This is a genomic window from Flavobacterium kayseriense (genome assembly GCF_014305095.1).
GTDB lineage: Bacteria > Bacteroidota > Bacteroidia > Flavobacteriales > Flavobacteriaceae > Flavobacterium > Flavobacterium kayseriense.
Window position 1 is genome coordinate 271,908 of record NZ_JACRUI010000005.1, and the last position, 14,305, is coordinate 286,212.

The window sequence follows — 14,305 nt, forward strand, 5'->3', positions numbered from 1 at the left end:
TAAGCATCCTTTATTTATTCTAATCGTATTTTATATTTCTTGATACTAACCGCAATGAAAAGGAACGACATACCTATCAAAATCAAGGTTTCTTTCCAAATATATTCAATACCCACGCCTTTAAGTAAAATGGCTTTAAGAATAATTATAAACCACTTCGCAGGTATGATATTACTGATCACTTGCATAGGCAAAGGCATACTATTTATTGGAAAGATGAAACCAGATAATATGATTACCGGAAGCATTAATCCCATAAGTGAGATCATCATAGCTGTTTGCTGCGATTGTGCCAAGGTAGAAATTAATATACCTAAAGATAAGGCAGTTACAATAAATAAAATAGTTTCTACTGCTAATAAAAACAAACTCCCGTTGATAGGCATTTTAAAAATGAAATATCCTAATGTTAAAATTACAATTGCATTAATAACAGAGAGGAATATATACGGAAAAACTTTTCCTAAAATCACCTGAAATGGTTTAATAGGAGATACTAATAATACCTCCATCGTTCCTAATTCTTTCTCTCTTGTGATCGAAATAGAGGTCATCATAGCAGATACGAGCATTAAAATTACTGTCATTACACCTGGGACAAAGGTAAAAACACTTTTTAGCTCAGGATTGTAGTACAGGCGAGTTTGTGTTTGTATTTGATAATTATCACCCTGTATTTTGTTGTAATCCTGCTGATAATTTTGAAGAATAGCGTTAATATATGTTGTAATTGTACTTGCGGTATTGGGCTCTGTAGCGTCAGTTAAAACCTGTACTTTAGCATTACTACTAATTTGTAGATTTTTAATAAAATCCTTCTCAAAGACTAGAATGGCTTTAACTTTCCCTTGCTTAAAAATAGACTCGATTTCCTTTTCATTACTAATTTTGTTTTCAATATTAAAATAGTTAGAAGCACTAATTTTAGCAATTATTTTTTGTGTTTCGCTGTCTTTAGACTTATCGAGAATTGCAATATCAACGTTATTGATTTCATTTGTGATAGCAAAACCAAAAAGCATAATTTGAACAATTGGCATTCCGAAAAGAATTACCATAGACCTCTTATCACGAAAAATGTGGTAGAATTCTTTTTTTATAAAACCTATAAATCTTTTCATGCGATTTTATCATTTAAGATTATAAAACCCTTTTATCTTTTCTTTTTTGAATTTTTTAATGCAATTACTCAATATTGCGAGCTAGTTTTAAAAAGACGTCATTCATAGAGTCTACTTGGTAGTACTCTTTAAGTTTTTTGGGTGAATCGAGAGCTTCAATTTTCCCTTCAACCATTATAGAAACTCTGTCACAATATTCAGCTTCATCCATGTAATGAGTGGTTACAAAGATAGTAGTCCCTTTATGTGACTCAGCGTATATTAGCTCCCAAAACTGTCTCCTAGTAATTGGGTCTACCCCACCCGTAGGTTCATCCAGAAATATAATTTTAGGTTCATGGAGCAAGGCTACTGAAAAAGATAATTTCTGTTTCCAACCTAAAGGCAAGGACCCTACTAGGTGGTTCGAGACTTCTTCCAATACTAACTCTTCCAGTAAAATAGTTGTTTTCCTTTTTATTTCATCTCTAGATAGGCCATAAATTCCCCCAAAAAAAGTAATATTTTCTTTGACTGTTAAATCATCGTAAAGCGAAAATTTTTGGCTCATATACCCAATATTTTTCTTAACTTGTTCTGCCTGTGTGTTCACGTTAAAACCAGCGACAATTGCCTCTCCTATTGAAGGTTTAGAGATACCTATCAGCATTTTCATAGCCGTTGTTTTCCCCGCGCCATTAGCACCAAGAAAACCAAATATTTCACCTTTTTTCACTTCAAAAGAAATATCGTTCACCGCTATAAAATTGCCAAATTGCTTGGTTAGATTTCGTACTTGTATGATTTTTTCTTGATTCATAATTTCTTTGGTAACATATTAAGCAACATAAAAAAAGCTCATTTACAAATCCATGAAAACATCTTCGATAGTTGTTCTAGCAACTTCAATTAAAATTTCTGAATGCCTTTTATGCTTCAAATAAAGTCTTAAATCCTCTGGATTAAAATTTGGATTTTGGTCGATGTAATGAATATATTGCCCAAAAGCAAACACGCTATATTGAGAAGGATACTTTTTTAGGTCCAAAATTAATTCATGAGTTTTATTTGATGTAACGTCATAAATTATTTTATCATAGTCTGAAATTATAGCTTTAGGAGAATCAATTTTTAAGATTCTTCCTTTTTGAATTAAAGCGATACGATCACACAAAGCAGCTTCATCCATGTAGGGTGTCGATACTAAAATGGTAATCCCTTTTTCCTTTAAACGTCGCAACATCTGCCAAAATTCTTTTCGAGAAACTGGATCTACACCAGTAGTAGGCTCGTCTAGAAACAATACTTTGGGCGCATGAATAAGCGCACAGCATAAGGCTAATTTCTGTTTCATTCCGCCGGATAGGGCGCCAGCTCTACGATTTTTAAACGGTTCAATCTGAATATAGATATCTTTAATCAGATCATAGTTTTCTGTTAAAGTAGTACCAAATATTGTTGCAAAAAAATTCAAATTTTCTTCGACAGTTAAGTCTTGGTACAAAGAAAACTTTCCAGGCATGTACCCAACTGAACTCCTAATGCCTTTATACTCCTTTACCACATCTAAATTCAGAACTGATGCTACACCTTGATCCGGTAACAACAATGTAGTTAAAATACGAAAAAGCGTTGTCTTACCTGCTCCGTCCGGGCCAATTAAGCCAAAAAGTTCTCCTTGATCTATATCAAATGAAACGTTATCAACTGCTACTAGCTGCTGATACGATTTAGAGATATTTTTGACTTTTATGCTCATTATTTAATTAGCAACAAATTCGTTTCTAAAATAGCATCTACCCAATGTTTCACATTAGGCTCGATCAATACATAATCACCTTGCTCTAAATTCACGGTAAACTTATTTTCATTAGTAAAAATAGCGTTTCCAGTTACACAAATAAGAAAAGCCGGCACCTTCGTGATATGTTCCTTTAGTTGCTCGCCCTTTTTTATATGCAACGAAATAACGCTCTCTTTTGGTTCAAAAACCTTGTTGGTATGAACAGCTTTGTTTTCAGTATGTAAATCTTTTAGGTTCATAATTTTTATTTGTATTTAGTGTTATTTTGTTTTTATAATTCTACCTGAGTCGTAAATAGAATTCACTTACAACCACAATAAATAGTAACAAACGGTAATAGTATGCTTATTTTAGTACTACAATTTCTTCGATAAACTAGTCGTATTACTAACTATGATACCCCAGCGATTATTTTTATAAATTATAGTTATTTGCACTTTAACTACTTACTAATAGCAGAGCACTTTTTTAAAATCGCTGATTATTTAATTAGGACCAGAATTAATCCACATTTCAGCAGGCATACCTATTTTTAGACCACCATCATTTTGAACCTTAATTTTTACGGCATATACTAAATTGACTCTTTCTTCTTTCGTTTGAATTACTTTTGGAGTAAATTCAGCAGACGATGCAATCCAAGAAACGATTCCTTTATAAGATTTCATTTCATTTACACCATCAATTTTTATCATTACGTCTTGACCTACTTTAATTGAAGACAATTGCATTTCACTGATATAAATCCGTAAGGTCATCTGTGACAAGTCCGCAATTTTATAGAGTGGTTTGCCGAAAGCTGTAATTTCATTGGGTTCAGCATATTTGCCAAGAACAGTTCCTTTGATCGGATTGGTAATTTTACTTTTAAGAATCTGGTCATTAATTTTCTCAATTTGAACATCGATTGCTTTGGCATCATTAACTATTGGAGTATTTTGAGTGCCAATACTTTTTATTTGTTCTACAATCACATTTACTTTACCGTCAATTTCATCTACTTGTCTCTTCGTAGCAGCATTTTCATTATACATACTATGAATACGGTTTTTTTCTATTTGAGCAGATTTAAGTTGCTCTGATAAAATGCCTTTTTGAGATAATATGGCACCAGACTTTGAAAAAATTGTTTGTCTAGAAGCAATTAATTGTTGTTTTGTATAATACAATTGAATCGTATCTACTAATCCAACTTGAGTCTGAGCTTGTAAAACATCTCCCTCCTCTAGATTTAAATATTCGATTTTACCATTAGATTCTGAGGAGACCGTTACTTCAGTAGCCTCAAAATTCCCATATCCATTTGCTTTATCATTATTTTCACCGCAAGAAAATAAACTGGACAGAACTAGGATAGAAAGTGCTTTTTTCATTGTTCATTTTTTTTATTTTAAAGACCTTTAACGACTTGATAATTTGCCTGAGCGAGATCTAATTGTAGTTCATGTACTTTTTGATTAATTTTAGCTTCGTACAAATTAGTAAGCTCAATTAAGTACTCTGCCGAGGTAATCACCCCATTTTTAAATTGTGCATCAATTGACTTGATTATCTTTTCTCTCAGCTGAATAATTTGGTAATCAGTGGCAATTAATCCTTGTGTTTTACGAATTTCCATTTCTAGCTCTTGCAATTGCATTTTAGTAGTCAGTTTAAACGACTCTTTTTCAGTACCTACAATTTGCTTAGCTACCTCAATCGCTTCCTTTTCCGATTTTGATTTGTTCCAATCAAACACATTCCAATTCAATTTTAAACCTGCTAAATAAAAGGCTTCAAAAGAATTATTTAGCATGTTCAATCCAGGGTTTCCATAACCAGCTTGCGCAAATGCATTTAATTTAGGACTTGTAGATTTAGAAATTACTTCTTTTGAAATATCTAATTGCTCCTTTTGATAGTCGAAAAAATCTAATTCGGGTCTTAGTCCTTTTTTATATTCAGTAAAAATGGGTTTCACTAGTATACTATTTTCGTCAAACACAGTTTCTGTTATTAGTGCTAAATTACCAATCATTTTAATTTTGTCAGATCTTAGTTCATCAATTTGCTGCTGTATCTTAAGTACTTCTGCATCTAAAATTTGCTCTGATGACTGAAGAACAGCGCCATTTTTGACAGCTGACCTCACCTCTTTTAATTTAGAAAGCAGTAAATCTTGCTTTGCAATTAGTAAACCTATTCGTTCTTGAAGCAGTAAAGTGGATATATAGAAAAAATTTATTTTAGATTTTAATTGATAAAGGTTAATCACTACTTGCTGTTGTTGCAGTTTTGCTTCCACTTCCTTTAACCTCATATTAGAATCGATTAGTCCTCCATTATAAATCAATTGATTTACATCTACAGTAGCACGATATTGATCTTTATTTAATGCATTTATTGTTAAGTTAGGTAATTGTACAGGTAACTGTGTCACCGCAGATTGATAAGTTGCTTGAGCATTCAAATCAATTTTTGGCAATTTAGCTTTACTTACAACATCTCTTTCAAAAAGCAGTTTTTGTTGCAATAGTGTTGTTTGCTTAGCAATTGGATAATTCTTATTTGCCAATTCATAACATTCAGATAAGGTGATTTTTTGCTGTGCATTTGCAAAAGTCAATAGAAACAAAAAACTTATTATAATTACATTTTTCATGTTTTTATGGCGTTTATAATTTGTTCAGCGACATATGTCTTTCTCTCTTGTACTAACTCATTAAACTCATCGTCTGAAAGCTGAACAATACTTTTCATTAGCATGTGAGCAGCAAAAGGAAAAACCGTCATCGAAAAGATGTCAAGTAAAATTTGTTTAGGTGCGATAGGTTTAATAATTCCATTCTCAATTTCTTTCTCGATTTGCAAAATTAAAAAAGCTGGATTAGGTCTATTCTCGTGTTTAATTATTGAAGTTACAAAATCAGGATTACTATTCATCTCTTGCACTATAAATTGTGGCAAAATAGGATTCTTAATTACAAATGAAATATAACTTTCTGTAAATTTTCTAATTTTATCAAATACAGAATTATGTGAATTAAAAATTTCATTAATCTGAGGTGCTATTTGACTAAAGGCATTCATAAAAACAGCCTCAAAAAGCAATTGTTTACTTTTAAAACAATAATGCAACATTGCTTTATTAATTCCTGCTTTATCCGCTATTTCTTGCATTCGAGCTCCAGCTAATCCTTTTTTATGAAAAATTGATCGGGCAGCCTCAAATATTTTTTCTTCTGTTGTCATTGCTTTAACTAAATGGTTTAACTAAATGGTTAACAAATATACATAAAATAACAATAGAACTTTCTGTAGGACAACTAAATTCAACAATTATCTTAAAAACAACTACTTATAACAGTAGGTATATCCTGTTTTCCTACCTATTATTTCTAAAAAAATAGCAGCTAATTTATAATTTGCGATAATATGGATTTCATTATTACAAATAATCATGTCCTTTGCGCACAAAAAAAGGCAAAACATTAACTATTTTACCTTTTTTTGAACCCCTCAATATGCAATTTTTAAACCTCTTCGCCTTTCATCATTTTATTCCAATACAAATAAGGAAGCATATATTTCTTTAAAAACCAAAGCCTCCAATGAGGCTTGTCACTATTAAAAACAAGCATTTGCTTTAGCTTAGGATCAGGTACAAATTCATTTTTATAATTAAATTCAGCAAGAACCATTTCGCCATAGCCGGTAACTAATGGACACGATGAATATCCCATATATGTTTTATTGTCTGCTGCCTTATTGCTAATCAATTTTAATAAATTATCAACAACAACAGGCGCTTGTTTTCTAATTGCTGCTCCCGTTTTAGCAGTAGGTAAACCTGCAACATCGCCTAGACCAAATACATTCTCGAATTTATTACTCTGCAAACTATTGTGGTCCACATCAAGCCATCCTGCCTCGTTTACAAGCTTAGATTCCCTTATAAAATCAGGAGCTTGTTGTGGTGGCGCCAAGTGTAAGAAGTCAAAAGGAATCTCTATTACTTCATTACCCACATGTTTTTCTCCCAGCACATTATTTTCATTAATGACACAACTATTTTCACCTGCGTTAACTTCTTTGAAATAGATAATTTTGTTAGCACTATCAATACTTATGGGAGCATAGAACGTTTTTAAATGAATATTATATCTACCTATAACTTTCATTAAAGTATCGGCAATAACTTTTACACCAAATATTACAGAACCAGGAGTAGCAAAAACAACATTTGTTTTATTCGCAATTCCTCTTTTCTTAAAATAGTGAGCAGACAAATAAGCTGTTTTTTGAGGTGCTCCGCCGCATTTTATAGGAGTTGTAGGTTGGGTAAAAATAGCGTTCCCTCCATTGAATTTCTGAAGGAGCTCCCATGTTTTATTGGGATCAACATAATTACTACAAACTACCCCACTCTCTAATCCTTCTCTAAGCCCTTCGATTCCGTCTAAATTATTAACTAAACCAGGTGCTACGACCAAATAATCATAGCTTATATCACCTGATTTTCTAGTTGAAACCGTATTAATGTTTGGATTTAATGCTGTGGCAAAATCTTGAATCCAAGTTACATTCTTTGGAATATACTTAACCGTAGGACGGATACTTTTTTTGTAATCAAAAGCACCAGCACCAACTAGCGTAAAAGCAGGTTGATAATAATGTTTATCCGAAGGTTCAATAATTGCTATACTAATATTTTTATTTTTCTTCTTCAATTGTGCAGCAACCATAACTCCTGCAGTTCCACCACCTATAATTAATACTTGATATTTTGTCATAACTTTAAATTTTACTTTCGTAAAACTAAAGAACATAAAAGCATTAAATTGTAACAAATGTCACACAACTATTAATTACTTTATTAAATGCAAAAAAAATAATCAATAAATCATTTAAACATACATTAAAAAATGAATAATTAAATTATTTTACTAAATACGGTGTACAACAAACCATCTTAATTAACTTCTCGTTCCTCCATGTCCGCTTGCGACTATACTCAATATTCTTATGTTTAAATAAATAAACTTAAAAAATTGTAGGAACGGATTTTGCATTTTAGCATGCTGCGATTTTGATATTCTCTCTGTCATTGTTACTATTATTAATGTTAAAATATTTAAGTTTCAGTTTAATTATTTTATTCTGGTATTAACCACCAAAACGGACGCATTTTAGCTTTCCAAATAAAAGCATAATGCAAAGATAATTTCACCCAATGTCCTGCTAGCCCGATATCTCCAAATGTTTTTTTAAGATCCCTTCCACCTGTGTTAGGATATTTTACATAATCTGGAACAATTGGATAAGTTGTAATACTAACACCGCTCCCCTGTGTCATTCCAAATCCTGCAGAAGCAATACAGGCAGCCCCCATATTCCCCATACTACCTTTGTGATGTAATGATTCCGTACCTGATTGAATACTATCAATTATATTATCTGCAACGAGTTTAGCAGTTATTCCTGAAGGCATTCCAGTTCGTGGAGGTGCTGGAAAAATAGCTGTTCCATTCTTACTTTTTCTAGGTTTAGAAATAGAATGAGGAGGAGCAAATGCAATTCCGGGAGCAAAAATATTTTTATAAGATGGGTTTTGATAGGTTTCAGGCCAATCTTGGACTGTCCATTCTTCATAAGGTCTTGGCGTATAATCTGCATCTACAATCATAAAACCTTTAAACAATTTATCTGTAATGTCTTCATCTTTTTTATCAAAAGCATTAAATCCATGGCCAGAAAAAGCTGGAATTAGCATTCCAAAATCAAAAGTTTCCGTTTTAAACTCACCATCTAAATTTTCATAGTAAACAATTCCATCCTCAACTTTAGTAACAGCCGCACCTAAGATCCATTTGATGCCACGATCTTCAAAAACCATTTCGACCAAATCTTTAGAGCGCATATTTATTCCTCCATAATCTAGCAACATGCCATCCATACCGAAATCACCTAGTTCATATTCATTTGAAATCCAGATAACTTCTGCTTTATCACGTACTTTATGTTTTTGCAATTCTTTTTCTACATTCAAAATATATTCAAAAGCAGCTCCTTGACAAGTTGCTTTAGCATGTCCTGTCCCGATAAGAATTTTTACCTTCTTATTTGATTTTTTTATTTGGGAAATTAATTCATGAAGCGCATCTGAGGCATGTGTAGCATGATCATAAGTACACACTGAATATAGTTTATTGGTACCAGGTAACAAGCCTTCGGTTAAATCGAATGCGAGTTTAGGACCAGTTGCATTTATTAAATAATCATAGTCGACTATTTCTTGAGTTCCCTTTTTTTCTCCAAAAACATATTCAACCTTAACAAATGGCTTAGACTTCGATGCGTTACCTTCAGGATGAAAAGAAAGTACTTTGGCTTGTTTATATCCAATTCCTTTTCTTTTATATAAAGGTTCTAATGGAAAAATAACGTCCTCTGCCTTCATTTTACCAATACCGACCCAGATATTTGATGGGACCCACTGATAGTTTCTGTTCGGCGAAACCACTAGTACTTCATGTTCTTTTCCTAACTTTCTTCTTAAATGTCCAGCTGCTGTGTGCCCAGCAATTCCTGCACCTAATATGACTATTTTTGACATGTTCATTTATTTTATGACATCAAATTTAGATCTATAGCTACATTTATAAAGCAACAATTGTTACAAAAGTGTTAATTATTAAAATTAAAGCAAAAATAACTATTCGAACAGAATTAGTTTTTATCAATAAATAGAGTGTTAACAATACAGCACTCATATAAATAGCTAGCTAATTAATTCGATAGATGCTCTGTGTAGTTTTATTTTTCCCTGGTTTTCTAGGGCTTTTAATAACCTCGAAATAACGACTCTTGAAGTATGAAGATCATACGCTATCTCTTGATGCGTATTGAGCACTTCTTTAGTATGATTAATTTTAGCCTTCTCAAATAAATATTTCAATAAGCGGTCATTCATATTCATAAAGGCAAGATTATCAATAGAGGTGAGCATTTCCTTTAATCTATTGTTATAGCTACTGAATACGAAGTTACGCCACGTTTTATATTTACCTAGCCATTCTTCCATTTTTTCAATCGGAATCATAACAACTTGACCATTGGTTTCAGCAATTGCTTTTATTTCACTTTTTGTTTCTCCAATACAACAGGACATAGTCATGGCACAGGTATCTCCTTTTTCAATGAAATATAGAAGTAATTCACCTTCATCAAAATCTTCTCTTAATATTTTAATCGCTCCTGAAATTAATAACGGCATTTTTTTGATGTAATCTCCAAAATCAATTAAAACGTCCCCTTCTTTAAAATCTCTAATACTCGCAACTTGAGCAATTTCGTCAATTAAGTTATCTTCAAAAACATAACCATAGTTCTGTTTTAATATGTTTTTCATAGGTGATTCTCCTTTTAACCGATGGTAAATTTAGTGTTTATTTTTGTAAAGAAAACTACTTTTTTCTTTAATCAATTTCTATTTTAAAGTGTTTAACATAAAGCAAAGTTCTACTTTAAAAAGTAAAACAATAACACTTTATTATCTTGCTACTAATGCAGTAGACTTATAAATACTACCAAAATTACATCTCTTATTTACAATAAATCACTATTTACCAATAGCGTCAACTCCAACAGATCTAATCTTACAATTGTTCTTATTTACTGCACTATGTAACGAAAATCATTTAATAAAAAAAGTAGATTCTTGTAAGTTTAAATCCATCCTAATTACTTCTCTATTTATTGTCAAACTCATACTCTGCTGAAAATACTTAGTACTTCCTTAAGAGAAAATGGGTTCAAATTAGACTAGCAAGTGCTACTCAAGAATGGACACTGTATTCCTACATCCAAGCTATAATAAAATATAGCCATCCGTTGACCATAGCCGTTTTATACGTAAAAAAAAACCTTGACGAACTAAACCCTATTTTCCAACGTATAAAAGTTTGATACGTAATTATAGTTAATCTCCTACTTCCCTTTTTATAGCATAGCTATTGATTAAAAAGGCTTTGAAAATAGATGAACTTTTAATTGCTGCAGTGCGTTATCAACTCGTTCGTTTTATAAGTAACGAGCACGGACTTTAATTTTGAATTGCTCCGCAGTAACAGAATTGTGTTTTCTTGTTTTGAGCAGAGGTCAATAATTGATTAATGTTGTAAACTGATTATAAAATAAAAAAACCCGAAACTTTCGTTTCGGTTTTTTTTTGCGGAGAAAGAGGAACTAGCGCCTACCTTTTCTATACATATCAAATCATATCAAAACACCTGTAATACTAGGTATAGTATAGGTTTTGGTGTTTTTTGTAATAAAGTAAAAACAAGCCAATTATATATAAATATAGTCAATGTGGGGATTATGTGGGGATAGTTTTATACCTTTAAACTCCAGTAAAAACAATTACTTACGTATATATGGCAACAATAAATTATCTGATTAAGGGCGAAAAAAAAGCAACAAACATACTTTTGCGATTTAAAAACGGAAGGAAGTTTGACCTAACAGCAACCACAGATTTAAAGGTGGAGCCTAAAAAATGGAGTGCAGCTAAACAAAAAGTAAAGCTTACTGCTGATGATTCTACAAAGGATGAAGTTAATAATAAATTGATCGAATTAGAAAAATTTATATTTGATGAATTCAATTCTGATAATAGTAAAGGGGACTTAATAGACAAGCACTGGTTAAAGAAGAAAATTGCTAACTTTTTTAATAGACCTATTGACGAAACTGCAGTAGACCAAGTGTTCTTCATTCCATTCATTGAAACCTTTATCAAAAATGCTCCAACAAGGATAATTAAAGGTAAAAACAAGGTCATAGCAAAAGGAACTATTACAAAATACACAACAACGCAACACAAGCTAGAAGAGTACGAAAAACGCTTTAAAATAAAGCTAAAATTTACAGATTTGGATTTAACTTTCTATGATAGATTTGTAAATTTCTTATCACAAGAACAAAGTATAAATTTAGGAACAATAGGAAACTATATAGGAACTTTAAAAACTATTGCAAGAGATGCAAAATTAAAAGGGTTGCCGGTTCATGCACATATTGAGCACCCAAACTTTTTTGTGCCTAAAGTTACGGCCGACAGCATCTACTTTAATGATGAAGAAATCAATAAAATTTTTAAGCATGATTTTAAAGGAGTCGAACGTTTAGAAAACACTAGAGATTTATTTATTATCGGATTGAGAACAGGATTAAGAATATCCGATTTTTTAAGACTGAAAGACGCTAACATCAAAAATGGTTATATCGAAATTGAAACGCAAAAAACTGGGCATACAGTTACTATTCCACTTCACAAGCAAGTCAAAGCAATTTTGGAAAAAAGGAATGGATTTCCTAGAACTATTTCTGACCAAAAATTCAATGAGCATGTTAAAGATGTATGCGAAGTTGCGGGATTTAAAGAAAAAGTTCACGGTTCTAAAATGAGTAAGAAAACCAAGCGAAAAGAAGAAGGAGTTTTTCATAAGTGGGAGTTGGTTACCTCTCATATTTGCCGCCGTTCATTTGCCACTAACCTATATGGTAAATTAGATAATTTGACTATTATGGCTATAACTGGACATCAAACTGAAACCCAGTTCTTGAAATACATCAAAATCACCAATACAGAGAAAGCGGATAAACTAAAACAATACTGGAACAAACAAAATGAAGAACAACAAATTCAGGAAAATAGTATGACTGTGGTTAAGTAAGATAAAGTTTGATATATTTAGACTTTATTTTAAAAAGTATGGAAACTAAAATTTTAAACATAATCTTGGACTATTTTAGTCGCGCAGAAGATGAGAATGCTCTTTTTAAGTTTACAGCTTATGAATTATCGTTTAAATATAGAGTGCTTTTTAAGGAATTAGAAAAAGAAATCAAATTCAATCTGGAATCTGTTAATATTGAGAATTACATCTATTTAAATTATTTAAAAGAAAAATTATATAAAACTTATTCAGAAGAAAAATTTAGAAATTACAAATACTTTACTAATAATTCTATTGTTATTCATCAAATTTATGCTGATTCTGATTTGTTGAAAGCTCTTAAATATCCATTAACAAATAAATGTCAATTAACTCCTGAAGAAGATTATTATTGCGAAAAACAATCTGAATTTTTAGATGCTTTAAAAAACAATTTTCTATATGAATTGTTAATTTACATTAATAGTATTGACCTCAATAACGATTCAATTTATAACAATCTAAAGCGAAAAAAAAGCTCAAAGAATTATTCGCTAGATTATTTAGATTCATATTGTGAATTACTAAACTCAGGAACTCCATTCCAAGCTTATACATATAATTATTATTCTAAAAATATTTTTGAACATTTTTCAGATATGTTTAAAAAGGAATTTGAGGGAAACAATAAAAATTTTAGAAACAATAATGATTTTAATTTTGACGAATATATTGGAACTTGCCTAAATAAGATTAAGAGTTCTAAAAGTTTCGAACCAGAGAATAAATCTATTTACAACTTTATAGATGAACGTTATTTCGATCGAGATTTATATTTAAATAATGATCACTTAGATGAAATTTTATCCACTCATAAATATGTTTATGATGATGACCCGGATAATTACAATAATGAATTTATATCAGGTTATAATGACTATTATTTAATGCTGGAGGCAGATAAGATGATTGAATTTATTACAAAACAATCTTCGGAATTGGTTAGATGTGTTGCTCAAGATATTCCCCCCATTTTTAACTCGAAAAAAGGTTTTGCAATATTTAATTATGTACTAAATGAATTAGATATAAATGTTTTAACGATAGATAAAAGACCAAATCAAACTTTATTAAATGCTTTTTGGCACTCTTCTAAAGCTAAAGAAGAAATATTCAAAATTCAAATGTCAATGAATGATTATCTTGAATATCTTAATCAGATTTTTAATAAAAGATACAAAAGTAGAACAATGTCAAATGGTATTAAAAAAGTAGATATTATAGAAGATTATATAGGTAAGTACAAAATAAATTAAGTGACATATAACTGCATACAAATGCATATTTTGAGCATATAAAGTCCAACATACATTTGCCCCATCAATAACCCTAAAACAGTTAAAATGGAGCAAGGTAAAATCACCCAAGTATTCGGAATCACTCCCGAAGAATTAAAAGAAAGCATCTTAATAGATGTTAGAGCAGAATTTAAATCACTGGCTCTAAATTTCCAACCAATCATTCCAGAGGAATACATTACTCGCCAAGAGGTTTCAAAAATACTTCAGGTATCTCTGGTGACTCTTTCCGATTGGAATAAAAAGAAAATCCTTAATCCATATCGTTTAGGGAATCTTATCAGATACAAACGTTCTGAAATTGACCAGGCCCTTATTCGTATTAACCCTAAAAAAGGTTAA

13 protein-coding genes are annotated in these 14,305 nt (G+C 31.2%); 3 read left to right on the top strand and 10 right to left on the bottom strand.

Annotated elements, in window-relative coordinates:
• Positions 1 to 14: 14 nt before the first annotated feature.
• From H8R22_RS14420 to H8R22_RS14465, 10 genes are all read right to left on the bottom strand, one after another.
• Entirely contained in the window at positions 15 to 1,121 is a 1,107-nt protein-coding gene (locus H8R22_RS14420; protein WP_187011098.1) for an ABC transporter permease, read from the bottom strand.
• Positions 1,122 to 1,185: 64 nt separating this feature from the next.
• Positions 1,186 to 1,920 (bottom strand): ABC transporter ATP-binding protein, encoded by a 735-nt coding sequence (locus tag H8R22_RS14425; RefSeq protein ID WP_187011099.1) that lies wholly within the window; start codon positions 1,918 to 1,920, stop codon positions 1,186 to 1,188.
• A gap of 42 nt (positions 1,921 to 1,962) precedes the next feature.
• On the bottom strand, positions 1,963 to 2,859 hold the full coding sequence (locus H8R22_RS14430; protein WP_187011100.1) for an ABC transporter ATP-binding protein: 897 nt from the start codon (positions 2,857 to 2,859) through the stop codon (positions 1,963 to 1,965).
• A complete protein-coding gene (locus H8R22_RS14435; RefSeq protein WP_187011101.1) occupies positions 2,859 to 3,143 on the bottom strand; it encodes a cupin domain-containing protein in 285 nt (94 codons plus the stop codon). The genes H8R22_RS14430 and H8R22_RS14435 overlap by 1 nt, the downstream gene beginning before the upstream one ends.
• Before the next feature lie 246 nt (positions 3,144 to 3,389).
• Positions 3,390 to 4,277 (bottom strand): HlyD family secretion protein, encoded by an 888-nt coding sequence (locus tag H8R22_RS14440; protein WP_187011102.1) that lies wholly within the window; start codon positions 4,275 to 4,277, stop codon positions 3,390 to 3,392.
• A gap of 17 nt (positions 4,278 to 4,294) precedes the next feature.
• Positions 4,295 to 5,545, bottom strand: a complete 1,251-nt coding sequence (locus tag H8R22_RS14445; RefSeq protein ID WP_187011103.1) for a TolC family protein — start codon at positions 5,543 to 5,545, stop codon at positions 4,295 to 4,297.
• Positions 5,542 to 6,135: a TetR/AcrR family transcriptional regulator gene (locus tag H8R22_RS14450; protein ID WP_187011104.1), complete on the bottom strand. Its 594-nt coding sequence runs from the start codon at positions 6,133 to 6,135 to the stop codon at positions 5,542 to 5,544. Before H8R22_RS14450 ends, H8R22_RS14445 begins: the two co-directional genes overlap by 4 nt.
• A 281-nt stretch (positions 6,136 to 6,416) precedes the next feature.
• On the bottom strand, positions 6,417 to 7,676 hold the full coding sequence (locus H8R22_RS14455; RefSeq protein WP_187011105.1) for an NAD(P)/FAD-dependent oxidoreductase: 1,260 nt from the start codon (positions 7,674 to 7,676) through the stop codon (positions 6,417 to 6,419).
• 362 nt (positions 7,677 to 8,038) lie between these two features.
• Positions 8,039 to 9,499 (bottom strand): NAD(P)/FAD-dependent oxidoreductase, encoded by a 1,461-nt coding sequence (locus H8R22_RS14460; RefSeq protein WP_187011106.1) that lies wholly within the window; start codon positions 9,497 to 9,499, stop codon positions 8,039 to 8,041.
• 165 nt (positions 9,500 to 9,664) lie between these two features.
• Positions 9,665 to 10,294, bottom strand: a complete 630-nt coding sequence (locus tag H8R22_RS14465) for a Crp/Fnr family transcriptional regulator (RefSeq protein ID WP_187011107.1) — start codon at positions 10,292 to 10,294, stop codon at positions 9,665 to 9,667.
• A 1,027-nt stretch (positions 10,295 to 11,321) separates the two neighbouring features.
• Here H8R22_RS14465 and H8R22_RS14470 point away from each other — a divergent pair.
• From H8R22_RS14470 to H8R22_RS14480, 3 genes are all read left to right on the top strand, one after another.
• Positions 11,322 to 12,623, top strand: a complete 1,302-nt coding sequence (locus tag H8R22_RS14470; RefSeq protein ID WP_187011108.1) for a site-specific integrase — start codon at positions 11,322 to 11,324, stop codon at positions 12,621 to 12,623.
• Positions 12,624 to 12,661: 38 nt separating this feature from the next.
• A complete protein-coding gene (locus tag H8R22_RS14475) occupies positions 12,662 to 13,921 on the top strand; it encodes a hypothetical protein (protein WP_187011109.1) in 1,260 nt (419 codons plus the stop codon).
• Positions 13,922 to 14,008: 87 nt separating this feature from the next.
• A complete protein-coding gene (locus tag H8R22_RS14480) occupies positions 14,009 to 14,305 on the top strand; it encodes a helix-turn-helix domain-containing protein (protein WP_187011110.1) in 297 nt (98 codons plus the stop codon).